Origin of the sequence: Nonomuraea sp. NPDC059023 (assembly GCF_042740095.1) — a bacterium.
Lineage (GTDB): Bacteria > Actinomycetota > Actinomycetes > Streptosporangiales > Streptosporangiaceae > Nonomuraea.
The window spans coordinates 350776-376036 of record NZ_JBHYIO010000005.1; the positions used below are offsets into that span (position 1 = coordinate 350776).

At 70.1% G+C, this 25261-nt stretch carries 23 protein-coding genes; 8 read left to right on the forward strand and 15 right to left on the reverse strand.

The features are described from left to right. Positions 1-154: 154 nt before the first annotated feature. Both ACFWYW_RS11765 and ACFWYW_RS11770 read left to right on the forward strand, forming a co-directional pair. A complete protein-coding gene (locus ACFWYW_RS11765) occupies positions 155-736 on the forward strand; it encodes an RNA polymerase sigma factor (protein WP_379616524.1) in 582 nt (193 codons plus the stop codon). Then, positions 733-1800 (forward strand): CU044_5270 family protein, encoded by a 1068-nt coding sequence (locus ACFWYW_RS11770; RefSeq protein WP_379616522.1) that lies wholly within the window; start codon positions 733-735, stop codon positions 1798-1800. Before ACFWYW_RS11765 ends, ACFWYW_RS11770 begins: the two co-directional genes overlap by 4 nt. On the opposite strand, the gene ACFWYW_RS11775 is transcribed toward ACFWYW_RS11770, so the two are convergent. The 10 genes from ACFWYW_RS11775 to miaA all read right to left on the reverse strand — a co-directional run bounded on the left by ACFWYW_RS11775 (position 1760) and on the right by miaA (position 15543). Continuing rightward, positions 1760-4897 carry a 2Fe-2S iron-sulfur cluster-binding protein gene (locus ACFWYW_RS11775; protein WP_379616520.1) on the reverse strand — a complete coding sequence of 1046 codons (3138 nt, stop codon included), beginning with the start codon at positions 4895-4897 and terminating at the stop codon, positions 1760-1762. The two genes, ACFWYW_RS11770 and ACFWYW_RS11775, sit on opposite strands and share 41 nt — an antisense overlap. After that, complete coding sequence (locus ACFWYW_RS11780; protein ID WP_379616518.1) at positions 4894-5133, reverse strand: sarcosine oxidase subunit delta; 240 nt, start codon at positions 5131-5133, stop codon at positions 4894-4896. The genes ACFWYW_RS11775 and ACFWYW_RS11780 overlap by 4 nt, the downstream gene beginning before the upstream one ends. Next, positions 5133-6335: a sarcosine oxidase subunit beta family protein gene (locus tag ACFWYW_RS11785; RefSeq protein WP_379616516.1), complete on the reverse strand. Its 1203-nt coding sequence runs from the start codon at positions 6333-6335 to the stop codon at positions 5133-5135. The genes ACFWYW_RS11780 and ACFWYW_RS11785 overlap by 1 nt, the downstream gene beginning before the upstream one ends. Before the next feature lie 437 nt (positions 6336-6772). Next, a complete protein-coding gene (locus ACFWYW_RS11790; protein WP_379616514.1) occupies positions 6773-9184 on the reverse strand; it encodes an FAD-dependent oxidoreductase in 2412 nt (803 codons plus the stop codon). A gap of 421 nt (positions 9185-9605) precedes the next feature. Then, on the reverse strand, positions 9606-9968 hold the full coding sequence (locus tag ACFWYW_RS11795) for a phosphomannose isomerase type II C-terminal cupin domain (protein ID WP_379616512.1): 363 nt from the start codon (positions 9966-9968) through the stop codon (positions 9606-9608). Positions 9969-10005: 37 nt separating this feature from the next. Beyond that, entirely contained in the window at positions 10006-10764 is a 759-nt protein-coding gene (locus ACFWYW_RS11800; RefSeq protein WP_379616510.1) for an SDR family NAD(P)-dependent oxidoreductase, read from the reverse strand. Further along, complete coding sequence (locus ACFWYW_RS11805) at positions 10764-13040, reverse strand: tetratricopeptide repeat protein (protein WP_379616508.1); 2277 nt, start codon at positions 13038-13040, stop codon at positions 10764-10766. Before ACFWYW_RS11805 ends, ACFWYW_RS11800 begins: the two co-directional genes overlap by 1 nt. Before the next feature lie 19 nt (positions 13041-13059). Further along, complete coding sequence (locus ACFWYW_RS11810) at positions 13060-13815, reverse strand: hypothetical protein (protein ID WP_379616506.1); 756 nt, start codon at positions 13813-13815, stop codon at positions 13060-13062. Positions 13816-13840: 25 nt separating this feature from the next. Next, the gene (gene dapF / locus ACFWYW_RS11815) at positions 13841-14653 is read right to left on the reverse strand and encodes a diaminopimelate epimerase (RefSeq protein ID WP_379616504.1); all 813 of its coding nucleotides are present in this window, start codon (positions 14651-14653) and stop codon (positions 13841-13843) included. Continuing rightward, positions 14650-15543 carry a tRNA (adenosine(37)-N6)-dimethylallyltransferase MiaA gene (gene miaA, locus ACFWYW_RS11820; protein ID WP_379616502.1) on the reverse strand — a complete coding sequence of 298 codons (894 nt, stop codon included), beginning with the start codon at positions 15541-15543 and terminating at the stop codon, positions 14650-14652. The genes dapF and miaA overlap by 4 nt, the downstream gene beginning before the upstream one ends. A 79-nt stretch (positions 15544-15622) precedes the next feature. Here miaA and ACFWYW_RS11825 point away from each other — a divergent pair, with 79 nt between their 5' ends. Beyond that, positions 15623-15904 (forward strand): antitoxin, encoded by a 282-nt coding sequence (locus tag ACFWYW_RS11825; RefSeq protein WP_379616500.1) that lies wholly within the window; start codon positions 15623-15625, stop codon positions 15902-15904. Here ACFWYW_RS11825 and ACFWYW_RS11830 read toward each other — a convergent pair. Then, a complete protein-coding gene (locus ACFWYW_RS11830) occupies positions 15901-16395 on the reverse strand; it encodes a methylated-DNA--[protein]-cysteine S-methyltransferase (protein ID WP_379640968.1) in 495 nt (164 codons plus the stop codon). The two genes, ACFWYW_RS11825 and ACFWYW_RS11830, sit on opposite strands and share 4 nt — an antisense overlap. Before the next feature lies 1 nt (position 16396). Here ACFWYW_RS11830 and ACFWYW_RS11835 point away from each other — a divergent pair, with 1 nt between their 5' ends. Beyond that, positions 16397-17293 carry a ribonuclease Z gene (locus tag ACFWYW_RS11835; RefSeq protein ID WP_379616496.1) on the forward strand — a complete coding sequence of 299 codons (897 nt, stop codon included), beginning with the start codon at positions 16397-16399 and terminating at the stop codon, positions 17291-17293. Here ACFWYW_RS11835 and ACFWYW_RS11840 read toward each other — a convergent pair. The 4 genes from ACFWYW_RS11840 to miaB form a co-directional block, all read right to left on the reverse strand. Further along, positions 17290-17958 carry a hypothetical protein gene (locus ACFWYW_RS11840; RefSeq protein WP_379616494.1) on the reverse strand — a complete coding sequence of 223 codons (669 nt, stop codon included), beginning with the start codon at positions 17956-17958 and terminating at the stop codon, positions 17290-17292. The two genes, ACFWYW_RS11835 and ACFWYW_RS11840, sit on opposite strands and share 4 nt — an antisense overlap. A 36-nt stretch (positions 17959-17994) precedes the next feature. After that, a complete protein-coding gene (locus tag ACFWYW_RS11845; RefSeq protein ID WP_379616492.1) occupies positions 17995-18729 on the reverse strand; it encodes an isocitrate lyase/phosphoenolpyruvate mutase family protein in 735 nt (244 codons plus the stop codon). Positions 18730-18855: 126 nt separating this feature from the next. Beyond that, positions 18856-19383, reverse strand: a complete 528-nt coding sequence (locus ACFWYW_RS11850; protein WP_379616490.1) for a hypothetical protein — start codon at positions 19381-19383, stop codon at positions 18856-18858. Between the two features lie 963 nt (positions 19384-20346). Beyond that, positions 20347-21840, reverse strand: coding sequence for a tRNA (N6-isopentenyl adenosine(37)-C2)-methylthiotransferase MiaB (miaB, locus tag ACFWYW_RS11855; protein ID WP_379616488.1), 1494 nt, complete (start codon positions 21838-21840; stop codon positions 20347-20349). Positions 21841-22013: 173 nt separating this feature from the next. On the opposite strand from miaB, the gene ACFWYW_RS11860 reads away from it, so the two are divergent. The 4 genes from ACFWYW_RS11860 to ACFWYW_RS11875 all read left to right on the forward strand — a co-directional run bounded on the left by ACFWYW_RS11860 (position 22014) and on the right by ACFWYW_RS11875 (position 25215). Next, positions 22014-22733 carry an amino acid ABC transporter ATP-binding protein gene (locus tag ACFWYW_RS11860; RefSeq protein WP_376773517.1) on the forward strand — a complete coding sequence of 240 codons (720 nt, stop codon included), beginning with the start codon at positions 22014-22016 and terminating at the stop codon, positions 22731-22733. Between the two features lie 18 nt (positions 22734-22751). Continuing rightward, positions 22752-23615, forward strand: a complete 864-nt coding sequence (locus ACFWYW_RS11865) for a glutamate ABC transporter substrate-binding protein (protein WP_379616485.1) — start codon at positions 22752-22754, stop codon at positions 23613-23615. 62 nt (positions 23616-23677) lie between these two features. Beyond that, positions 23678-24346, forward strand: coding sequence for an amino acid ABC transporter permease (locus ACFWYW_RS11870; RefSeq protein WP_379616483.1), 669 nt, complete (start codon positions 23678-23680; stop codon positions 24344-24346). Continuing rightward, positions 24343-25215: an amino acid ABC transporter permease gene (locus ACFWYW_RS11875; protein ID WP_379616481.1), complete on the forward strand. Its 873-nt coding sequence runs from the start codon at positions 24343-24345 to the stop codon at positions 25213-25215. Before ACFWYW_RS11870 ends, ACFWYW_RS11875 begins: the two co-directional genes overlap by 4 nt. Positions 25216-25261: the final 46 nt, after the last annotated feature.

Below are 25261 nucleotides of genomic sequence, written 5' to 3' on the forward strand. Positions count from 1 at the left end.
ACTCCCCCTAGAGTCTAAACAGGGCAAATTCCTTAATATCCTGATTCAGCCTTTCAAAAGATCTTGGGAACCGAACAGCCGGTGCGGGTGAGAACGGGGTGAAGGGCGCGAACGCGCCCTACGGAAGGAAAGCCCCCATGGAAAGACTCACGCTGTGGTGAGCGCCGCGCTGTCCGGCCGTCCGACGGCCGACGCCGACGCCGCCGTCATCGCGGAGTCGCTGGCCGAGCCCGATCGTTTCGCCCGCATCTTCGACCTGCACGCGGACGAGATCCACCGCTACGCCGCCCGGCGGCTCGGCGCCGACCAGGTGAGCCTGGCCGACGACGTGACCGCCGAGACCTTCCTGGTCGCCTTCCGCAAGCGCCGGCGCTACGACCTCACGCGCCCCGACGCCCGCCCCTGGCTGTACGGCATCGCCGCCAACCTCATCTCCAAGCACCGCCGTACCGAGACCAGGAAGCTCAGGGCGCTCGCCCGCACGGCCGAGCCGGACGGTGAGGCGTTCGAGCAGCGCAGCGTCGACCGGATGGACGCCGAACGGCTCGGCCCCAGCCTGGCCGCCGCCCTGGCCAAGCTCGGCGCGGCCGAGCGGGAACTGCTGTTCCTCGTCACCTGGGCCGAGCTGTCCTACGAGCAGGCGTCGGAGGCACTGGGCATCCCGGTGGGCACCGTGCGCTCGCGCCTGTCACGCACCCGAGCCAAGATCCGCAGCGCCCTGGAAGGCACATCATGAACGAGTTCGACCAGGTCAACCAGGCACGTCCCGACGTCCCCCCCTACGATCCCGGCACCAAGGCCATGGCCAGGGATCAGCTGGTCGCGGCGGGCAGGAAGCGCCTCGCGTGGCGCAAGCCGTACACCTTCGCCGTGGCGGGAGCGCTCGCGCTCGCGGTCGGCGTGGGCGCGGCCGTGTTCCTGCCCGCCGAGACCCCTCGCGTGAGCCCGCGGCAGAGCGCGCCCGTCGCGCTGCCGAAGATCGCGCTCATGTCGGCGGAGCAGGTGTTCGACCGTGCGGCGGGGGCCGCTGTCGAGGAGCTGGAGCCACGCGACGACCAGTATGTCGTCACCGAGTCGCAGACCATGTTCGCCTCGTATGCGATCGGCGAGAACACGGAGGAGCGCTGGCTGTACCGGACGAAGCGGAAGATCTGGCTCAGGGCCGACGGGAAGCAGGACGCCCAGGGGCGTGACGGCGTGCTCCAGATCGAGAGCATCGACCCGGTCGCCTACCCCGGCTGGAAGATCCCGAAGCAGGCCTACGAGGAGAAGGGCGTCTCGGTCATGCCGCTGACGTCCTGCGGCACGAGGGGCCCGTGGAGCAAGGACTACGCGACGCTCAAGCAGTTGCCCACCGACGCCGAGGCGATGAAGGCGTGGCTGCACAAGACCTTCCCCAGCGACGGCGACAAGCAGGTCGGGCCCGAGTTCGCGGTCTGGGACGGCGCCAGCGAACTGCTGCGCGAGGCGTACATGCCGCCGGCGCAGCGGGCCGCGCTGTTCAAGGCGCTGGGCACGCTGCCCGGCATCACGGTCACCGAGGGGGCCGAGGACGCGGCGGGCCGTAAGGGGCTCGGCGTCGGCGGCGTCTGGCGGGGCCAGCGCTCCGAGCTGATCATCGACGGGGAGAGCTACGCGCTGCTCGGCGAGCGCAGCGTGGTCGTGGACGAGAAGGCGGCGGGCGCGCCGGTCGGCAGCCTGCTGGCCTCCACCGCGCAGCTGAAGGTCTCGGTCTCCGACACCGCGCCGGACGCGCCGGTCACCTCGAAGGAGGACTGCTCCCAGAGCCAGGGTGGCTGAGCGCGTCCAGCAGCCATTCGGCCAGGTAGCCGGTGAAGGACGAGCGCACGTAGACGCGGAAGACGGCCGGGGCGGTCCGTTCCAGGATCACCCCGGCCTTTCCGAGCAGCGTCTGCGCGTATCCGGGGAAGACCGCGGGGTGCAGGTCGATCGGGCAGCCGGTGACCAGCACCTCGACGGCGTCCGGGCCGGACAGCTCCAGCACGGTGCGCTGGCCGGAGACGTCCGTCCAGCCCTCCTGGCCGCTCTCCCCGGTCACCAGCCACCAGGCGGGGCCCAGGCGCAGTCCTTGCCCCGGGTCCTGGCCCCGGACCTCCCACATGCGCACGAACGGCAGCTCGCGCAGCCGTACCCGCTCGGAGCTCGCGGCCAGGAAGCGGTGGGCGAACCGCGCGGCCGGGCTCTCCGGCCGCCACTCCCCCACCGTGCCGACACTCTCGACGCCGACGCTCTCGACGCCGATGCTCTCGACGCCGACGCTCTCGACCGGGTCGCCGTCGCGGCGGGTGTTGTCCGGGTCGTAGAAGACCGGCTCGACCACCGTGACCGGCACCGTACGCCCGCCCGACACCGCCTCCAGCCGGTCGCCGGGCGCGACGTCGCGCGCCATCGCCAGCACGGCGCCGGTGTAGCTGGAGGTCACGTGGCCCAGCATCTCGCGACCGCCCGGCGCGACGAGCTGCGCCCCTTCCTCCACGAACGCCTCCGGCCGCAGCCCGACCAGGCGCTTGCGGCCCTCGCGTGCGGTGTCGGGGCGCGCGTGCGAGCGCTTGCCGACGTAGTCCGGCTTGCGGCGCGAGACGATCCACGCCATGCCGAGGTCCTGCGGGGTGACGGTCCCGTCGGTCTCCTGCCCGACGATCGCGAAGCCCTTCTCGGCGCGCAGCACGTGCATGGCCTCCGTCCCGTACGGCACCGCCCCCAGGGCCAGCACGCTCTCCCACAACGCGGCGCCGTACCACCAGGGCACGTTGACCTCGTAGGCCAGCTCTCCCGAGAAGCTGATCCTGAACACGCGCCCGTCCACCCCGGCGACCGGCGTCTCCACGCACCGCATGAACGCCAGCTCCGCCGCCTCGGGCGCGAGCGCCGCCACGACCTCGCGCGCCTTGGGCCCCGCCACCGCCACGGTCGCCCAGTGGTCGGTCACCGAGGTGAACCGCACGTCCAGCTCGGGCCACTCGGTCTGATGCCACTCCTCCAGCCAGTCGAGCACGGCGGCGGCGTTGCCCGTCGTGGTCGTCATGAGGAAGTGATCGGGCCCGAGCCTGGCCGTGGTGCCGTCGTCGAAGACCATGCCGTCGGCCTTGCACATCAGCCCGTAGCGGCAGGCGCCCACGGCCAGCGTCGAGTACATGTTGGTGTATATCCGGTCCAGGAACTCACCGGCGTCCTCGCCCTTGATGTCGATCTTGCCGAGCGTGGAGGCGTCCATGGCGGCCACGCTTGTCCGCGCCGCGCGGCACTCGCGCCGCACCGCCTCGTCCATGTCCTCCTCGCCGAGGGGGAAGTAGCGCGGGCGCTTCCACTGGCCGACGTCCTCGAAGACCGCGCCCCTGGCGAGGTGCGACTCGTGCATGGCGGTGGTCCGCACGGGGTCCGACAGCGCGCCGCGGTCGCGCCCCGCCAGCGTCGCGAAGGACACCGGCGTGTACGGCGGGCGGAACGTCGTCGTCCCCATCTGGCCCGGCGCCGTCCCGAGCAGCGCGGACATGACGCCCACGACCACCGCGCCCGCCGTCTTGCCCTGGTCGGCCCCGGTGCCCGCGGTGGTGTAGCGCTTGACGTGCTCCACCGAACGCATGCCGGTGCCGGAGGCGCGCTGGAGGTCGGCCACGGTGACGTCGCGGTGGAGGTCGGCGAAGGACGTCGCGGGATCGTCGCCCATCACCCAGAGCGCGGCGGGCGGCCTCCGGGGCGGCTCGTCACTGCTCGGGACATGGTGGCTGTCCCGCTCGGCGAACCCGGTCAGCCCCGCCGCCTGGGAACCGGCGGCGAAGCCGTCCGCGATCGCCTCGGCGGTGCCGTACAGGCCTCTGCACGCCCCGGCCGAACGCTCGGCCTGCGCCGACAGGTGCGGCACGAACGCCTGCAACTCCTCGTCGAAGCGCAACCTGCCCTGCGACTGGCTGAACAGGTGCACCACCGGGTTCCACCCGCCCGCCACGGCCAGCAGATCGGCCGCGAACCACCCGCCGCCGCGCGTACGGACGCCGGTGAGCACCCCTTCCGCGTCGGCGGTGGTGCCGGTGATCTCCGCGCCGTCGCGGGCGTCGAGGACCGCGAGCACCTCCACCCCCGCCGCCGCCAGGTCGCGAGCGGCCTCGTGCCCGGAGTCGGCGCAGGTGAAGACCACCGCTCTGGTGCCGGGCCGCACGCCGTACCTGTTGGCATAGGTACGCGCCGCGGAGGCGAGCATCACGCCGGGACGGTCGTTGTCAGGGAAGGCCAGGGAGCGCTCCTGCGCGCCCGTCGCCAGCACCACGCGGCGCGCCCGCAGATGCCACAGGCGCTCGCCCGAGCCGCGTTTCTCCACCGCGGTCAGGTAGTTGTCGTCGTAGTAGCCGATCGCGGTGGTCCTGGTCAGCACCCGCACCTCGGGCAGCACCGCGAGCTGGTGCGCGACCTCGGCCACCCAGTCGAGGGCGGGCAAGCCGTCCAGCGTGGCCCGGCCGGCGAGCAGGTCGCCGCCCAACGCCGGCTGGTCGTCCACCAGGATGACGCGCGCGCCCGACTCGCCGGCCGCCAGCGCCGCGGCCAGCCCCGCCGGGCCGCCGCCGACCACGAGCACGTCGCAGTGCAGGTAGCCCTTGTCGCAGCGGCGCCCGTCCGGCTCGGACAGGTCGACGCGGCCCTTGCCGCGCAGGCTCCACGCGGCCAGGCCCTCGTACAGCTCGACCGTCGTGGCCGCGAGCATGGGGTCGGCGCCCACGCGGACCAGCGCGTTCGGCTCCTCGGGGCCCGCGGAGAAGACGCCGCGCGGGCGGCCCAGGTCGACGCTGCGCCCGACCACGCGCACGCCGTTGCGCAGCAGCGCGGCGGCGAGCGTGTCGCCCGGCCGCCCCTCGTAGGTCCGCTCGTCGAAGGTGAACCTCACGGGTGCGGCCTCATCTCATGGGTGACGGTGTGGCGGTGCACGGTGAACCAGGTCCGGCAGCCGTGCGCGTGGAACCAGCGCTCGTGGAACCAGCCCTTGGGGTTGTCGCGCATGAACAGGTATCCGGCCCACGCCTCGTCGTCCGCGTCCGGGGTGTAGGCGATCCCGGCCTGGCCGCCGTAGGTGAACTCGTTCTCGTCGCGTGGCCCGCAGTGCGGGCAGTCGATCAGCATCATCAGTGCGCCACCGCCGCGGCTCCGTGCTCGTCGATGAGGGCGCCGGTGGTGAACCGCTCCAGCGCGAAGGGTACGGCCAGCGGATGCGGCTCGTCATGGGCGATCGTGTGGGCGTAGACCCAGCCGGAGCCGGGGGTGGCCTTGAAGCCGCCGGTGCCCCAGCCCGCGTTGACGAACAGGCCGTCTACCGGCGTCCTGCCGATGATCGGGGAGGCGTCGGGCGAGACGTCCACGACGCCGCCCCAGGTGCGCAGCACCCGGACCCGGCTGAAGATCGGGAACAGCTCCAGGGCCGCGGCCATCTGGGCTTCGATGACGTGGAAGGCGCCGCGCTGGCCGTAGGAGTTGTAGGAGTCGATTCCGGCGCCCATGACCAGTTCGCCCTTGTGGGCCTGGCTGACGTAGACATGGACGGCGTTGGACATCACGACGCAGTCGAGGACCGGCTCCAGCAGTTCGGAGACGAGGGCCTGGAGGGGGTGGGACTGCAGCGGCAGCGGGAACCCGGCTTTGGCGGCGAGCACGGAGGTGTGCCCGGCGGCCGCGAGCGCGACCTTCCCGGCCGCGATCCGTCCTCTGGTCGTCTGGACGGCCAAGACCCGATTTTTCACCATTTCGAAGCCTGTGACTTCGATGTTCTGGATGAGGTCTATGCCGTAGGCGTCCGCTTTGCGGGCCAGGGCCCAGGCGACGTGATCGTGCTTGGCGATGCCGCCCCGCCGCTGCAGCGTGGCGCCGAGGACCGGGTAGCGGGCGGAGTCCGAGACGTTGACGACCGGGCAGAACTTCTTGACCTCGTCCGCCTCCAGCCACTCGGCGTCGACGCCGTTGAGGCGGTTGGCGTTGACCCTGCGCCTGCCCTCGCGGACGTCGGCCAGGTTGTGGGCGAGGTTGAGCACACCCCGCTGGCTGAACTGCAGGTCGTAGCCGAGGTCGTCGCTGAGCCCCTCCCAGAGCTTGAGCGAGTGCTCGTAGATGGCGGCGCTCTCGTCCCACAGGTAGTTGGAACGGATGATCGTGGTGTTCCTGGCCATGTTGCCGCCGGCCAGCCAGCCCTTCTCCAGGACGGCCACGTTGGTGATCCCATGGTTCTTGGCCAGGTAGTAGGCGGTGGCCAGCCCATGCCCACCGGCGCCGACGATGACCACGTCGTAGGCGGGCTTCGGCTCAGGATTCCGCCACAGAAACTCAGGATGCCTCACGCCGCCCGCCTCCACCCTTCCCCACCCCACAACAACCCAAGACCCGCCAACCCCTGCTCCGGCCAACCGGGACCCGAAAGCCTCCGCCCCGACCCACCCGAGCCCGTCAGCCTCCGGTCTGTCATACCCCGGACCGACAGCCCCGGGCACGACCCACCCGGGTCCGACCACCCCGTGTCCGACCAACCCGGGGCCTGGCAGCCTCCGGCCTGACCCACCCGAGCCCGTCGACCTCCGACCTGTCATTGCCCGGACCGACAGCCCCGGGCACGACCCACCCGTGTCCGACCACCCCGAGTCCGACCCACCGGAGTCTGACCCACCGGAGTCTGACCCACCTGGGTCTGACAGCCGCGGGTCTGACCGACCGGGGTATCGGGGGTTCTGGTCCGGTGTCGCGGGCTGGGGTGGGGTTGGTGGGGGTTCCGTCGATCGGGTCATCGTCGGATCTTCTCCATCTTGGCGTCGAACAGGGGCTCGGCGGCGACCTCGGCCGGGACGGGGCGGCCGAAGTAGGCGACCTCCACCTCTGTCCCCGGAGTGGTGAGGTCGATCGGCAACCAGGCGTAGGCGATCGGGCGGCCGATGGTGTGGCCGTAGGCGGCGCTGGTGGTGTAGCCGACCGTGGCGCCGCCGTGCCGTACCGGCTCCTTGCCCATCACGACCTCGGCCGTCAGCAGCGGCACGAGCTTGCGCGTGATCTCCTTGGACAGCGCGTCCCGGCCGAGGAAGTCCTTGTCCTCCCGGACGGCGAAGGCCAGCCCCGCCTCGTACGGGTTGTGCTCAGGCGTCATGTCCACGCCCCACAACCGGTACCCCTTCTCCAGCCGCAGGCTGTTGAACGCCGCCCGCCCACCCGCGATCGGCAGCCCCGTCGCCCAGAGCGTGTCCCAGAGCTTGAGGCCCAGGTCGGACGTGGTGTAGAGCTCCCAGCCCAGCTCCCCCACATACGACACACGCATGGCGGTCACCGGCACATGCCCGATATAGCCCTGCTTACAGGTGAAATACCGGAACCCCTCATGAGACATGTCCAGGTCCGTGAGCGGCTGCACCAGTTCGCGGGCCCGTGGCCCCCACACCCCCACACAGCATGTCCCGGGCGTGATGTCCCGAACCTGCACATCGCCCGGCGCGTGCCGCCGCAGCCAGTCGAGGTCGAGGTTCCCGTTGGCGCCGACCTGGAACCGCTCCTCGGCCAGCCGCGCGACCGTGAGATCGGACCGCACCCCGCCACCGGCGTCGAGCAGCAGCGTGTACGTCACGGAACCGGGCTTCTTGTCCACATTGTTCGTCGTCATCCGCTGCAAGAACGCCGCCGCCCCGGCCCCCGCCACCTCGATCCGCTTGAGCGGCGTCATGTCGTAGAGGGCGACCTGTTCACGGGTGTGGTGGGACTCGGCAGCGGCGATCGGCGACCAGTGCCGCGCCGCCCAGTCATCCCGCCGCCCGGGATCACCATCGGAAAGCGGGGCATTGGCCGTGAACCACTGCGGACGCTCCCACCCCGCCCCCTCCAGGAAGAACGCCCCGAGCTCCCGCTGACGCGGATAGAAAGGGCTGGTCCGCAGAGGACGGGGCGATTCCATCGGCTGGAGCGGATGGATGATGTCGTAGACCTCGACGAAGTTCCGCTTGCCGCGTTCCTCGATGAAGGCGGGCGCGAGGTGGACGGGCTCGAACCGGTTCAGCTCGCATTCATGCAGGTCGAAGCTGGAACGCCCGTCGACCAGCACCTCCGCCAGCGCCTTGGCCACCCCCGCCGAATGCGTCACCCACACCGCCTCGGCCACCCAGAACCCGTCGAGCTGCGGCGCCTCCCCGATCAGCGGGAACCCGTCCGGTGTGAAGGAGAAGATCCCGTTGATCCCGTCGGTGTAGGCCGACTCCTTGAGCGCGGGCAGCAGTTCGACGGCGTCCCGCCAGGCAGGTTCGAAGTCCTCTTCGGTGAACGCCTGTACCGACGGCATCGTGGTGCCGTTGGGCCCGATCTCCTCCTGCCGGACCGGCATCGGCCGGTGCGCATAGGACCCGACGCCGATCTGATCCCCGTGTTCCCGGAAATACAGGTCTCTGTCCTGGTGCCGCAGGATGGGCCGTACCGCTTCAGGATTTCCTTCCAGTACGGCCAGCGGCTCCGACCGCGCGTACTGATGAGCCAGCGGCAGCAACGGCACACTGACGCCCGCCATCGCCCCGATGCCCGGCCCCCAGAACCCCGCCGCGCTGACCACGACATCAGCGGGTATGACCCGATACTCGAGCCCCTCAGCACCGGCCTCGACCGCCACCCCGGTGACACGCCCGCCCTGCTGTTCGATCCCGACCACGGTGTGGTGCGGCAGGAACCGCGCCCCCCGCTCGATCGCCCGCCGCGCCTGCGCCTCGCCGCACCGCAGTGAGTTGGCCAGCCCATCAGTAGGCACGAAATACCCGCCCAGCACCCGAGCGGGATCGAGCGGAGACCAGAGTTCAAGGCACCGCTCGGGACTGATCACCTCACCGTGCACACCCCACGCCTCGGCCCACCCCTGACGCCGCCGCAGGTCGGTGAGCCGCTCAGGCGTGGTGGCCACTTCCAGCCCGCCGACCTGCTTGAAGCACCACTGCCCGTCGAGCGAGAGCCCGCTGTACTTGTTGACCGTGTAGGTGGCGAACTCCGTCATCGTCTTGGACGGATTGGTCTGGAACACCAGCCCGGGCGCATGAGAACTCGACCCGCCCGCGGCGAACAGGGGCCCCTGCTCGACCACGGTGACGTCGGTCCACCCCCGCCCGGTGAGCTCATCGGCCAGGGCACAGCCCACAATGCCGGCTCCAATGATCACTAACCGCGGCCGGGACACCATGCGCCCTCCGGTTGTTCCCTAATACGCAACACGTACCGGACTACGCAACGAACATAGAGCCCACCCGACCCCCAAACAAGAGCCCCACAGCCACCAACCCAAACATGACATCAAGCCAAACACCCCGAAAACCCAGGACATCCACCGCCCAGAACACAACAAACCCGAAGGACAACCAGACCCAGAAGCCGAAGGGGCAACAAGGGACAGAAGCCGGGGGCAAGAAACAGGAGCCAGGGGCGAACGAGGCGGAGGGCACTCGGCTCGAAGAAGGCAACGGACGGACAGCGAGCCCGGGAGCCGGTTAAGGAGGGCCGTTACGGTGGGGACCACGTCCGACGTGAGAAGCGATCCCCCCGATCGGCGTCAACGAGCGACGGCGGGTGGCGTCAGCCCGGCTTGCCGTAACAGAAAGGAAAAACTAAGAACGCCCGTACGCATCCTCGAGGCGCTCGATGTCGTCCTCGTCGAAGTGGCCGAAGGCGATCTCGAGGATGCGGGTGGCGGGGCCGGAGCTGCTGAGGCGGTGGGTCTGGCCGGCGCGGATCAGAACCCGGTCACCAACGCCGGGCTCCGTGCGCTCGCCGTCGATCTCGAACACGCAGCCCGGGTCCAGCGCCACCCACAGCTCGTCGCGCGAGGTGTGCCGCTGAAGGCTGAGCCGCTGACCGGGCGCCACGTCGATGATCTTCACGGTCGACATCTCATTCAGGGTGAAGCGCTCAAACCCACCCCAAGGCCGGTCGTCCCTGATAACTGCCGCAAGACGGTCGATGTCGCCCATAAATCCCTCCGAAACGTGAAGATCAGCGAGCAACCTATCAGGTCAGCAGAATCCCACCGTCAACCGGCAGCGTCACGCCCGTGATGTACGACGAGGCTTCGCTCGCCAGAAACACCGCCGCCGCCACGAGTTCATCGGCCTCGCCCACCCGGCCCATCACCACCCGCTGCTCCAGCATGCGCTCCAGGTACCCGGCGCTGTACTCATCCGTCATCTCCGAGGCGAAGAAACCGGGCTCCAGGCAGTTGACCCGGATCCCGCGCCGCCCCGTCCACTGCTGCGCCAGATCACGGGTCAGCCCGATGACCCCGGCCTTCGACGCGCTGTAGGCCGCCTGCGGCAGCCCCGCCGTGGTCTCACCGAGGATGCTGCCGATGTTGACGATCGACGACCCGGGCCGCATGACGCGCGCGCACGCCTGCGCCATCCAGTAGCTCCCGTGCAGGTTGATGTCGATCACCCGCCGGAACTCCTCGGGACTCTCCCGCAGCGCCGGTACGGCCGTGCCCACCCCGGCATTGTTGATCAGAACATCGACCTGCCCGAACTCCGCCACAGCCGCCTCGACCAGCGCCTGGCACTGCTCGACCACGGTCACGTCGGTCGCGACGGCCAGGCAACGCCGCCCGGCCTCCTCGACCAGCTTCCGGGTCCCGTCGAGCCGGTCGGCCCGCCGGGCGCCGATCACGATGTCGGCCCCCGCCTGCGCCAGCCCGCGGGCGAAGGCCACGCCCAGGCCCGACGAAGCCCCGGTGACGATGGCCACCTTCCCGTCGAGCCTGAACTTGTCGATCATCAGAGACCGTACTCCTTGACGATGCGCTCGTGCCGCTCGACCTCGACGTCGATCTCGCGGGCCAGGTCGAGCCAGGCCAGCGGGTGCGACCAGCGCTCGGTGGCGTCGTCGAGCAGGGCGTCGACATCGGTCGCGGCGACGTCCGGCGGGACGGCGACCCAGCCGTAGACACCGGGCAGCGTCTCGCCGGAGCTCGGGTGGGTGACGGTGTAGTTTTCCTCCGAGTAGACCCACATCGGCCAGCCGCGCTCGGCCATGACCTCGGTGAACTCGGCCCAGTCGCTCTCGGACGGCGCGGCGCCGTCGAAGAAGTAGCTGACGTAGCCGCCGGGACGCAGGATGCTCACGGCCGCGAACGGCGGCACGAAGTTCTCCTGCTCCTTCGGGTCGTCGGGGATGGGCTCCAGCAGCTGCGGGTCGAAGACGACCAGGTCGCCGGCGTTGTACTCCATGCCACGCGGCTGCGGCAGCGCCAGGCGCGCCGTGGCCGGGCCGGTACGGATCGACAGCACCTGCCGCTGACCGCCGTCGGGCGCCGGGAGGATGACCCGGATCAGGCCCATCTCCTCCTCGATCGGGCCCTCGGTGGACTGGATCGGCATCCCGATCTTGGCCGCGCCCTTGCGGACGGTGTCCCAGTCCTCGGCGGCGGTGGCCATCACGACCATGCGCCAGACGTCCTCGTCGTTGAGCTCGTCGAGGACCTCCAGCAGCACCTGGGCACCGCGGGCGTTGTCGTCGAGCTGCTGCGCGGCGCCCGAGACCAGGCGGCGCGCCTCCGTGCCGGCGCCGGCGGCGATGGCGTGCTCACCCTCGGCGGCGGTCTCGGCCCAGCGCTCGCGGGCGCTGTGCAGGCGGGCGAGGGTGAGGTGCTGGGCGGCGTGCGGCAGCATCGCGGCCATCTGCTCGAGCCGCTCGTCCTGACGAGCCTCGATGAGCAGCGTGGTCAGGTACGCGACGTCGTCGGGGTCGGCCGTGGCGATGTCGCCGGAGTCGACGAGCATCTTCCAGTAGATGTCGGCGCCGGTGGCCGGGTAGCCGAGGAAGCCGAGCGTGGTGGTGTGACGGCGGGTGGCCTCCAGGTCGGAGCCGGAGATCGGGGCCAGCCAGCCGACCCACTTCTCGGGGTCGGCGTTGAAGCCGTCGGCGGCGTCGAAGTAGGCGACCCGCTCGTCCTCGGAGCCGGGAGCCTCCGGCTCGGCGGTGGCGTCGGCGGCGGCGCGCAGGCCGGCGATGCGCCCGGTGACGCTCTCCGGCTCGCGCAGTTCGCCGGAGAACTGCTCGGCGAGGTCGGCCAGCAGCCGCGCCTGCCACACGCCCTGGCGCGCGATGGCCAGGTCGCCGGCGACCAGGGCCAGCTCGACGCGGGCCTGGTAGCCGCCCATCATGCTGAAGTAGTCGATCCACTGGCGCAGGACGCGGCCGAGCTGCCAGGTGTTGGTGATCTGCGAGGAACCGGCCAGCTTGAGCACGACCTGCGCCCACTCGACGAAGTCGCGCGGGTGGTTGCCCACGACGTCGAGGTCGGGCAGCGCGTCCACGGCCTCGGCGGTACGGCCGAGCTCGGCGAGGATGCGTGCGCGGCGTACACCGTCGCGGTGGGGCTTGGCGGGCGGGTCGTCGGCCGGGAAGTCCGCGGCGGCCTGCAGCGCGGTCAGCGCGGCCTCGGCGCGGCCCGCGGTCAGCAGCGCGTGGGCGCTCGCGGCGCCGAGCTCCCAGCTGGCCGGCTTGTCGACGGCGCGCAACTGCTCGACGGCGGACTCGGCGTAGGTGACGGCCTCCTCGGCGCGCCCGGCGTCGACCAGGGCCGCGACGTACTGCGTCACCAGACCGGTGTAGGCGGGCTGGTCGGCGGACAGGCCCTCGATGGCCGCGCCCAGCTTCTCCAGGCGCTGCTCGGCGTAGCCGGGGCCGTCGGCGTTGGCCCAGGCCAGGGCGAGCGCCTCAACGGCGGCCGGGGCCGCGGGGCAGTCACGCACCTCTTCGCGCTGGGCGAAGGCGAGCAGCTCCTCGGCGTCGCCGATCGCCACCGCGCCCTGGGCCCGGTCGCCGACCCGGCCCACGAGATGCCAATAGCGGGCGTAGAACTCGAGCCAGGGCAGCCCGAGCTGCTCCGCCTGCTGCGCGATGGCCGGGGCCATCACGTCGAGCTGGGGATAGCGGCCCTCGTAGGCCTGTGCGGGGAGGTCTCCCAGCGCCATGGCGAGGCCAACGTTGCCCGCCTCGGAAAGCTGCTGCTGGGTGTCGCCGACCCAGGCCCAGATGTCCACGTCCATGGGGAGTCAGTCTGCCAGGTCAATGGGCGTGCCCCAAACGGAGAAGGCCTATCAGCTCATCCGATTCAGCCGCGTTCAGGACAGAAAATACCGGAGCCATGAGCCGATCGGTCGTCTCCTCGATCTTCGCCCGGCGCTCGATCACCTCGGCGGGGAGCTGCGGATAGGGCTCCGGCCAGGTGAAGAACCGCGCGATCGACTCGCCGGTCGCGCGTCCGAACGGGGTGCCCTCGTGCGAGGCGGCGAGGATGGCGTCCAGCGGATGCATCCCTTCCGCGATCACCGCATTGGCATGCAGACCGCCCCGTAGCTCCCGCACGACGTGCATGAGCTGCGTCGCCCGCGCGGGCGCGTCATCGGGCAGGGGTACGGCCCGCCACCCGGCGAACAACGGAGCCCCGACCGGCGAGGCCTTCTCGACGACCGGTTCGAGCAGCTCGGCGATCCTGGCGCAGCCGTCGAAGCCGCCGAGCTTGCGGCGCCCCCACGCGTGGCAGGCGCCGGTGTAGAGCTCGACCGCCTGCTCGACGGGCATCTTGCGGCCGGCGTCCCAGTTCTGCGCGACGTGCTCCGGCGGGAAGAAGGCGGCCACGGAGGTGACCACGTCGGCCTCGCACTCGCCGAGCACGCCGCAGCGCCCGCGGAAGTAGAGCTCGCGTGGGCCGAGGCCGTACTCCTCGCAGAGTGCCTTGGCCTCCCTCGACAGCATGAAGTTGCCGCCCAGGACGCCGATGGGCGCTTTGACCTCGATCGCGGTGGTCTGTGGATCAGCCATGCGCCCAGCATCGCTCAGGAGAACATTATTCTGCAAGGGTCAGGTCGCCGGAGGCGATGATCACCGCCGGTCCGCTGAGGTAGCTGGTCTCCTCGTCGAGGGTGACCGTGAGCCGGCCGCCGGCGACCTCCACGATCCACTCGCCGGTGACCTCGCCGCTCAGGTGGGCGGCGGCGACGGCGGTGGCAACCGCCCCCGTGCCGCACGAGCGGGTCTCGCCGGAGCCGCGCTCGAAGACGCGCATGACCGCGCGGCGCGGGCCCACGGCGTTGAACAGCTCGATGTTGACGCCGCTGGGGAAGACGCCGGGGTCGAAGGCCGGCTGGTGGGTCAGGTCGAGCTGGACGACGGGGTCGCCGATGGCGCAGGCCAGGTGCGGGTTGCCCATGTCGACGTGCAGGCCGGTGTATTCCTGGCCGGAGACGGAGGTGACGCTCTCGCCGTACACCGTGGGCTTGCCCATGTCTATCGTCACGTCCCCCTCGGCCCCGAGGCGGACCTTGCGGACGCCGCCGCGGGTGGCGATGCCGAACTCGCCCGGCTCGGCGAGACCGGCGTCGACGAGGTAGCGGGCGAAGACGCGGACGCCGTTGCCGCACATCTCGGCCATGCTGCCGTCGGCGTTGCGGTAGTCCATGAACCACTCGGTCTGCCCGGCCTGCTCGGAGACCTCGGGGCTGGTCTTGCTGCGGACCACGCGGAGCACGCCGTCGGCGCCGAGGCCGGTGCGGCGGTCGCAGATCTCGGCCACGAGCGCGGCCGACAGGTCGATCTCGCCATCCGGGTCGGGGATGATGACGAAGTCGTTCTCAGTACCGTGGCCCTTCAGAAACTTCATGACCCAAGCCTATCGACCGCAAGTCCCAGCAGATCGGGCGCGTCGTAGGGCAGCCAGACCACGCGGGGGTCGCGGCGGAACCACGACTCCTGGCGGCGGGCGAAGCGCCGGGTGGCCCGGACGGTCTCGGCGAACGCCTCCTCCTCGGTCCACTCCCCCGCCAGATATTTCATGACCTGGGCGTATCCCAGGGCGCGGCCTGCCGTACGGCCGTCCGCCAGGCCCTCATCGAGCAGGACCCGCACCTCGTCGACCAGGCCCGCCTCCCACATCCGCCCGACCCGCAGCTCGATGCGGGCGTCCAGTTCGGGGCGCGGCACGTCGAGGCCGATCTGGACACTCGGGTACAGCGCCTCGTAGGAGGGCATCGTCGCCGAGAAGGGGCGCCCGGAGAACTCGATGACCTCCAGCGCGCGCACGATCCGCCGGCCGTTGCTGGGCAGGATCGCCTCTGCGGCCTTGGGGTCGCTCGCCCGCAGCCGCTCGTACAGGACGGCGGGCCCCACCTGGGCCAGCTCCGCCTCCAGCCGGGCACGGACCGCCGGGTCGGTTCCGGGGAAGTCGAGGTCGTCGAGGGCGGCGCGCACGTACAGGCCGCTCCCGCCGACGAGGATCGGCACCTCCAGCTTGTCCAGCAGGGGCCGGACCAGCCTCTGGTACTCGGCCACGCTGGCGGTGACGGTCACATCCCAGATATCGAGCAGATGGTGAGGAACACCTCTTTGCTCGGTTTGGGAGAGTTTGGCCGTTCCAATGTTCATTCCTCGGTAAAGCTGCATGGAGTCGGCATTGATGCATTCGCCCCCCAGCCGGAGGGCCAGATCCACGGCGAGATCGGACTTTCCGGCCGCGGTGGGCCCCACGACGGCGATGACAGGCTGCTTGCGCACACCGATAAGTGTGTCAACACAAGGGGTATGAAGGAGACGACGGCTCGGGGGGGCCGTCAATGAGACATCGGGGGAAGACATGTCGATTTTCGACAAGGTCAAGGAGATGTTCGGCGGGCACGACGAGAAGCTGAAGAACATCCCCGAACAGGCCAAAGACACCGCCGGTCAGACTCAGGACTCGGCGGGCGGCATAATGGACGGCCTGCGCGAGAAGGCCGAGGACGCCGCCAACCAGGGCATCGACAAGGCCTCCACGGCCGCGAGCGAGGCCACCGGCGGCAAGTTCGACGAGCACATCGCCAAGGGCACCGACATGGCCAAGGACGCCGCCGACAAGATCGACGGCAAGGAAGGCTAGAGATCCAGCAGCGTGGGCTGTAGGTAGCCCTCGTGGGTGAGCAGCCAGCGTTTGGTCTCCACGCCGATACCGCCGCTGAAGCCGCCCAGGCCCGCCGCCGCGAGCACGCGGTGGCAGGGCACCACGATCGGGATCGGGTTCGAGCCCATGATCGACCCGATCCCGCGTGCGGGCACGCTCGTGCCGCTCAGCTGGGCGAGCTCGCCGTAGGTGACGACCTTCCCGTACGGCACGCCGTGCAGGGCCCGTAGCACCGCCCGCCGCGACCCCGCCATGAGACTCCAGTCGATGGGCGTCTCGAACGCCCTGAGCTCACCGGCGAAATAAAGCTTCAGCTCATCGAGCACGAAAGCCGTACGATCCGGGTCATGAACCTCGTCGAGGCCGACCTGGAGCGGACGCCAGCCCGTCGCGACCAGCCCGTCCTCGGTGACGGCCACATGGAAGGCGCCGACGGGCGTCGGCAGCTGAGCGTAGGCGACGGTGAGCATCGTGTCCTCTCGTGAACTGGTCGTGCTGGGCACCTCAAGCGCGGTCCCTACCCGACACCGTAATCACAATGGCTATGTTTTGCGGTGGGATGGGCAGGGTTACCTGTTCGATCCCGGCGAGGGCAGCCAGCGCCAGCTCCTGCACGCCGGGCTCAGCTCCAGCCAGCTGCACTGGATCTGCGTCACGCACTTCCACGGCGACCACTGCCTCGGCGTGCCCGGCATCGTCCAGCGCATCGCGCGCGACCGCGTGCAACACGAGGTCAAAGCGGTCTACCCGGCCAGCGGCGAGCAGTACTGGAACCGCCTGCGCCACGCCGCGGTCTTCACCGACACCGAGGCCATCACCGAACACCCCGTCTCCGGCGACACCGCCACCCTGCCGCCGCTGACCGCGCGCCGCCTGTCCCACCCCGTCGAGTCGTACGGCTACCGCCTCCAGGAACCAGACGGCCGCCGCATGCTCCCTGAACGCCTCAGAAGGCACGGCGTCACCGGCCCCGACGTGCGCGTTCTGCAGGAGGAAGGCGTGCTGCGCGGCGTCACGCTGGAGATGTGCAGCACGCCACGCCCCGGCCAGTCGGCGGCGTTCATCATGGACACCCGCCTGTGCGAGAACGTCTTCGCCCTGGCCGACGGCGTGGACCTGCTGGTCATCGAGTCGACGTTCCTGTCGGCTGAAGCCGCCCTGGCCAAGGAGTACGGCCATCTGACCGCGCAGGAGGCCGCGCTCGTGGCCAAGGAGTCGGGCGCGCGCCGCCTGGTCCTGACCCACTTCTCCGAGCGCTACGGCCTCGACGCCGAGCCGGTCTTCCTGGAGGAGGCCCGCGCGGTCTTCGACGGCGACGTGATCGTGGCCCGCGACCTCATGACCGTCCAGGTCCCGAAGCGCCCCTAACTCCAGACCGCCACCGCATACCCGACCCCGTAGGGCGCGCACTCCAGCACCAGCTCCGGCCGCAACTCCACCCCCGCCGCCGCTCCGGCCAGCACCTGCAGCGGCGCCCGCCCGCCGGCCCACAGCTCCGCCGCCTCGCCGGGGTCGAGCTCGGCGAGCGCCGCGAGGTCCGCCTCGGCGAGCGCCTTGACCAGCCTTCTCTGGTACGGCTCCGCCGCGGGGTCCAGGTAGCCGGGGGACTTGCCGGTCAGCCTGGCCGAGCCGTCGGCCATGACCAGCAGCGCGACCCGCGACCCGGAGGCCAGGCGCTCCCCCAGCTCAAGGCACTGGGCGGGACCGGCGTCCACGGCCACCGCCAGGAACCCGTCCGGGTCGCCGCCCAGCAGCCATCGCCCGATCGTCAGCGACAACGGCAGCACCGGATCGCCCACGCCGGTCCTGACGTCCACGCCCCAGGGGGCCAGCGAACCCGCCGAACGCGGGCCGTACTCGCGTGTGGTGTCGTCACCGCCGACGACGAACAGCAGGTCGGGGGCGGCGGCACGCAGGGCGGCCACGGCCTCCGCGCAGGCGGCGCGCAGACCGTCGAGCTCGGGGGCGGCGGCACCGGCGAGCTCGGGCACGATCAGCGGAGGATGCGGGCAGACGGCCGCGGCGACAAGCACGCCGCCAGGGTATGCGAACGCCTGACGGCGGTTCACCTACAGATAGGGGTTGTGCCCTTCGCGGACCCGGCCGAACAGGTGAACGGCATGGGCATGCGCCGCGGCGTGCAACCCGTGACCGAAGCTCACCCTGGCCACCCCCATCGCGGCCAGTTCGGCCAGGGACGGTGAACCCTTGTGGAAGATCACGTTCACCGGACCGCCGATCGCCGCGGCCAGGGCGGCGGGGTCCGGGGCGAGGATCGGGTAGACGCAGTCGGCGCCCGCCTCCAGGTACCGATGGGCCCTGGCCGCCGCGTCCTCCCGCGTCCCGGCGCCGCCCAGGAAGGTGTCGACACGAGCGTTGATCACCAGCTCTCCTCCGGCGGCGGCCCGTACCTCGGCCAGGAAGTCCGCCTGCTCCGCCGGGTCGATCATCTGGCCGGTGCCGGGGTCGGAATCCTCCAGGTTGCAGCCCACGGCGCCCGTCGCCAGCAGGCGCTCCACCAGCTCGGCCGGCTTGAGCCCGTAGCCGCGCTCGATGTCGGCGGTCACCGGCACCTCCACGACCCGCGCGATCCGCCCCACCGCGGCCAGCATCTCGGCCACCGGCGTGGCCTCGCCGTCGTCGTAGCCGAGCACACGCGCGATCGCCGCACTCCCGGTCGCCACGACGGCGAACCCCGCCTCCCGAACGGCCCGCGCCGACGCGGCGTCCCAGACGTTCGGCAGGACCAGGGGATCGCCGGGCACGTGCAGAGCTCGCAGGGCGGCGGCCTTCTGACTCGTCATACCCGGAACCTACGGTCACACCAGGCCACCCCAGAAGGTCCATTCACCCCCAGAACCGCCCGACCACTCCACCCGCGACGCGAGATTTCCGGCACGCGGACGGAACTGGTCAGGGGTTGGGGTGGGTCAGCAACCGGATGCGGCGCATTGGCCGGTCAGCTCGCCGGCCGGGCCGTCCGCCGGGTTGTCCGGGGCGGTGGTGTTGTTGCCTGCCGAACCCGGCTTGTCCGTGCTGGGCTTACCGGTTCCGGGCTTGGGCGTTCCGCGGTCGGCGGTGTTCGGCTTGGCCGGGACCTGCGGGTTGGGGTTCTGGGGGACGGCGTCCTGGGGAAGGTTCTCGTCGGCGGTGTCGCCGTCCTTCGGCGCGTCGGTGGTGACGTCGCCCACCGAGGCGTCCTCGTCCTCCGCCAGCCGCGGATCCGGCTTCTGCTGCTGCGTCTGCTGAACGGTCTGCGGCTGCGTACCCCCGGCCGGGGTCTGGTCACCGTTGGCCAGGAAGAAGCCGGCGCCTCCCGCCGCGAGCGCGACCACCAGGGCCGACGCGACGATGATGATCGTCTTGTTCTTCTTGGAGGGGGTACGGCGTGCGCGCCGAGGCTCCTCGCCCGGTCCGTCGAGGATCTCGGGCTTGTCCGGCTCGGTCGGGTGATGCATGGGGGACAGCTCCCTGCGGTCGTATCGGGAAAGCTCGCCGGCTTCCGCGGGTGATGGACCACACTAGCCGCAGCAGTGGAATGCTCGCACAACAATCACAGCCTCAATCACCGCTCAATCACAGGGAATCACGACTTGTCACGCTTTGGAGCCATTCGCCCAGGTGGGCAGGGCCGGCTGGCGTCCGCCATATCCGTGGTGATCGTCTTGACCGTGGCCGGGTTCGGCATTCTGCTGGCATTCGGGCCTTCCGAAAGATCACCCGAACTCCACTATCGGGTAACGCCGCTTTCCCCATCACCCTCGCCCCCCGCCCTGACCGGCGACACCGCCCCCGCCGCCTGGATCCAGCTGATCCCCGCCCCCGGCAAGACGCCCCCGCCATCCTCTCCACCGGAAACCCCAACCCTGGGCCCACCTCCGGCAGACGGCTTCCCCCCAACCCTGCCCAGCACACCCCTGAACGACCACACCTCCCGGGCCACCGACCCTCCCCCTCAGGGCAACTCCCGCCAGGACGACCCCCGCCAAGCCGGCCCACCCGCTCAGAGCAGCACCCCGCCGGCCGTCAACCCACCAGCTCAGAACACCGCACCGGCCAACACCGGCACCCCCGCCCAACCGGCCCAGCAGGCCCCCGAGCCGGCACCGAACCCGGGCCACAACCCGTGCGCCACCTTCCCGGACATCCGCCGGGACTACTGCGACCGCCTACTCAGCAATCCCGGCTAACCCGGCAGCCGGGGCACCGGGTAGCGGGGCCGGAGCAGGGGGTCTGCGTGCGTTGTCGCGGCGGGGACCACGTCCGGCTGCCGGCCACCGAACCGGGCCGCCCGCCAGGGTCGGCGGGCGGCGGGGGCGGCGGCTTGCCGTAACGGAAAAGGGGCGGACACACCGAACCAGACAGCAACCCCAGAGAACCGATCCAACGGGAAACCAGCAGAAACGACCGAAATAGAGGATCTACTGGGGTGCGCAGGAAGAGGTGGGAAGGGGCGGGCGGCCGAGGGTGGGCATGCCGAGGGAGACGCCCTTGGGCGCAGACGGGACGGGGGAGCCCTGGCGGGCCTGCCACGCGTCGCCCGCGCGGGTACGGCGGAGCGACCGCACGGCGCCGTCGGCCACCAGGTGGTGCGGTGCCGCGTACGTGACCTCGACCGTCACCATGTCCCCGGGCCGCGGCGTCTCGCCGTCGCCCACCGCGAAGTGCACGAGCCGGTTGTCGCCCGCGCGCCCGCTCAGCCGCAGCGTCGCCGCGTCCTTGCGACCCTCGCCCTCCGCGACCAGCACCTTCAGCGTCCGTCCGACCTGCTTCTTGTTCTCCGCCCAGGAGATCTCCTCCTGCAGGGCCACCAACCGCTCGTACCGCTCCTGCACCACTTCCTTGGGCAGCTGGTCGGGCATGGTGGCGGCGGGCGTGCCGGGCCGGATGGAGTACTGGAAGGTGAAGGCGTTGGCGAAGCGCGACTCGCGCACCACGTCGAGCGTGCCCTGGAAGTCCTCTTCCGTCTCGCCGGGGAAGCCGACGATGATGTCGGTGGAGATCGCGGCGTCGGGCATGGCGTCGCGGACCCGGGAGATGATGCCGAGGTAGCGCTCGGCCCGGTACGAACGGCGCATCGCCTTCAGCACCCGGTCGGAGCCCGACTGCAACGGCATGTGCAACTGGTGCATCACGTTGGGCGTCTCGGCCATGGCGGCGATCACGTCGTCGGTGAACGCGGCCGGGTGCGGCGAGGTGAAGCGGACCCGCTCAAGCCCCTCGACGGAGCCGCAGGCGCGCAGCAGCTTGCCGAAGGCGAGCCGGTCGCCGAACTCCACGCCGTAGGTGTTGACGTTCTGGCCCAGCAGGGTGACCTCGAGAACGCCCTGGTCGACCAGGGCCCTGACCTCGGCCAGCACGTCGCCGGGGCGGCGGTCCTTCTCCTTGCCGCGCAGCGACGGCACGATGCAGAACGTGCAGGTGTTGTTGCAGCCGACCGAGACCGACACCCACGCCGCGTAGGCCGACTCGCGCTTGGTCGGCAGCGTCGAGGGAAAGACCTCCAGCGACTCCTTGAGCTCGACCTGCGCCTCTCCGGCGATCCGCGCGCGCTCCAGCAGCACCGGCAGTGATCCGATGTTGTGGGTGCCGAACACGACGTCCACCCACGGCGCCTTGCGGACGATCTCGCCCTGGTCCTTCTGCGCCAGGCAGCCGCCGACGGCGATCTGCATGTCGGGGTTCTTGACCTTGGCGGGACGCAGGTGGCCGAGGTTGCCGTAGAGGCGGTTGTCGGCGTTTTCCCTGACGGCGCAGGTGTTGAAGACGACCACGTCGGCGGTCTCGCCGTCGGTCGCCGCCACGTAGCCCGCGTCTTCCAGCAGGCCCGACAGCCGCTCGGAGTCGTGCACGTTCATCTGGCACCCGTATGTGCGCACTTCGTAGGTGCGGGCGCTCTCCTGGGTAACAGTCATCGCACGTTCAAGGGTAGTCGTTGTACGGCTTGCGCCGTCCCCCTCACTGGCTAAAACTCCAGCTTGGTGGCGTGATGTGATCGGATCGGTACCGCCTGGTTAGTGACCAGCGTCCTTACGCCCTTTAGGTTGCATCCATGACGGAGAACGGGCACGCGTCTCCACTAGTACAAATGGAGAACGTCAACAAGCACTTCGGGGCGCTGCACGTCCTGAGGGACATCAACCTGACCGTCTCCCGTGGCGAGGTTCTGGTCGTGATCGGCCCTTCGGGTGGAGGGAAGTCGACGCTCTGCCGTACCATCAACCGGCTTGAGACCATCGACGCCGGGAAGATCGTCTTTGACGGGCAGGTGCTTCCGGACGAGGGCAAGGCGCTGGCCAAGCTCCGGTCCGAGGTCGGGATGGTGTTCCAGTCGTTCAACCTGTTCGCCCACAAGACGATCCGCGAGAACGTCACCCTGGGCCCCACCAAGGTGCGCGGCACGGCGAAGGATCAGGCCGACAAGCGGGCGATGGAGCTGCTGGAGCGGGTGGGCATCGCCACGCAGGCGGACAAGTACCCCGCGCAGCTCTCGGGTGGGCAGCAGCAGCGCGTCGCGATTGCCAGAGCGCTCGCGATGGATCCGAAGATGATCCTTTTCGACGAGCCCACCTCGGCCCTGGACCCGGAGATGGTCCAGGAGGTTCTCGACGTCATGATCGGGCTCGCGCGCGACGGGATGACCATGATGGTCGTCACGCACGAGATGGGGTTCGCACGCAGGGCGGCCAACCGGGTCGTGTTCATGGCCGACGGGCAGATCGTCGAAGAGAACACCCCTGACGAGTTCTTCACCAACGCCCAGACCGACCGGGCGCGGGACTTCCTGTCGAAGATCCTCACGCACTGAAGATTGAGGTAAAGACTCATGTACAAGCGTCGAATCGGCGCCGCGGGCGCCGTGGCCGCACTCGCGGTCGGACTGGCGGCCTGTGGCGGCGGCGGGGGCGGCAGCTACTCGACCGTGGTCGACAAGGTGACCGGTGCCAGCGAGATCATCGTGGGCACCAAGTGGGACCAGCCCAGCCTGGGCCTGAAGACCGGCAACGAGCCCGTCGGCTACGACGTCGACATGGCCAAGGCCGTCATCAAGGAACTGGCCGCCGGCAAGGATGTCAAGATCACCTGGAAGGAGGCGCCTTCCAAGAACCGCGAGGCGCTGCTCCAGAACGGCACCGTTGACATCATCTTCGCCACGTACTCCATCACCGAGGAGCGCAAGGGCAAGGTCTCCTTCGCCGGGCCGTACATCGTCGCCCACCAGGACACCATGGTCCGCGCGGACGACGCGGCCATCGCCAAGGCGATGGACCTCAAGGACAAGCGGATCTGCCAGGCCGCGGGCTCCAACTCCTACAAGCGCATCACCGACCCGCCGCCGGACGGCAAGCTGGGCCTGCCGGCCAAGCTGGTCGGCGCGAGCAACTACTCGGAGTGCGTGCAGAAGCTGAGCGGCTCGAACCTCGACGCGGTCACCACCGACGACCTGATCCTGGCGGGCTTCGCCAAGCAGGCCGGCGGCAACTTCAAGATCCTCGGTGACCCGTTCACCGACGAGAAGTACGGCATCGGCCTGAAGAAGGGCGACACCAAGACCTGCGAGGCGGTCAACAAGGCCGTCACCTCGCTGTACCAGAAGGGCGAGGCCCAGAAGATCTGGACCACGTGGTTCGGCGACGCCAAGGGGCTGACGGCGCCCACCGCCGCGCCGCCCTTCGAGGGTTGCGCGTAAGGACACGCCCATGTCGCGGCGGCCGGTGATCCGGCCGCCGCTGCTATATGCGGTGGAGCACAATGGACGAACTCATTGAATACGGGCCGGACCTTCTCAAGGGCTTCCTGGTCAACCTTCAACTGTCGGCGATCTGCACGGTCCTCGCGCTGGTCCTGGGCACGATCCTGGTGGCGATGCGGGTCTCCCCCATCCCGGTCCTCCGGGCCGCGGGCACGACCGTCGTCAACGTCGTCAGGAACACGCCGCTGACCCTGCTGCTGGCGTTCAGCGCACTGGGTCTCAGCGACACGCTCGGGCTCACGTTCTCGGACGAGCCGTACGACAACGCGTTCTGGCTGGTCGTGATGGCCATGTCCATCTACGCCTCGACGTTCGTCTGCGAAGCGCTGCGCTCGGGCATCAACACCGTGCCCATGGGTCAGGCGGAGGCGGCGCGGGCGGTCGGGCTGACCTTCATGCAGACGTTGCGGCTGATCATCCTCCCGCAGGCCTTCCGCGCGGTCATCGCGCCGCTGGGCAGCGTCATCATCGCCCTGATCAAGAACACCACGGTGGCCCAGGCGGGCGGCCTGCTGGCCGACGCGGCCTTCGTGATGTACGACACCTTCGACACCACGGGCGTCTCCATCCCGATCTTCATCGGGCTCGTCATCGCCTTCATGGCGGTCACTCTCCCGATCGGCTGGTTCACCGGCTGGCTGGCCAAGCGACTGGCGGTGGCGCGATGACCAAGCCGCAGGCAACCGTCCTCTACGACGCCCCCGGCCCCAAGGCGCGGCTGCGCAACAACCTCTACACGATGATCACCGTGGTCGCCCTGCTGGCCATCGCCGCGTTCGTGGTGGTCAAGCTCAACGAGAAGGGTCAGTTCGCCGGCAACATCTGGGCGCCCTTCTTCGAGTGGGAGACCTGGAACCAATACCTGATCCCCGGCGTGCAGGGCACGCTGACGGCGGCGGTGCTGGCCTCGATCTTCGCGTTGATCTTCGGCTCCGTCTTCGGCCTGGCCAGGCTCTCCGACCACAGGTGGATCAGGATCCCGGCGGGCTGGGTGGTGGAGGTCTTCCGTGCCATCCCGCTGCTGCTGCTGATCTTCTTCATCTGGTTCCTGGCGCCCGACCTGATGGGCGGCGGCGACTACGGCCTGCTGGCGCTGGTGATCGGCCTGACCCTGTACAACGGGTCGGTGCTGGCCGAGGTGGTGCGGGCCGGCGTGCTCGCCGTGCCGAAGGGCCAGTCGGAGGCCGCCTACGCGATCGGCATGCGCAAGAGCGGCGTGATGCGGCTGATCCTGCTCCCGCAGGCGCTCACCGCGATGATGCCCGCGGTGGTGAGCCAGCTCGTGGTCCTGCTCAAGGACACCGCGCTCGGCTACATCATCACCTACATCGACCTGCTGAACATGGGCTTCAAGATCCTGCCTTCGGTGCATTTCGGCACGAAGCTGGTAGCGGCCATCTTCATCGGCGTCTTCTACATCGGGCTCAACATGCTCCTCAGCTGGTTCGCCAACTGGCTGGAGAAGCGCAGCCGCCGCAGCCGCAAGACCGCGGCCAAGCCGGTGGCCCTGACCAACGACATGGGCAACATCGCCTGAGTCCGTGAGGGGTGGTTCCACGCGACCACCCCTCACGAGCGGCCGT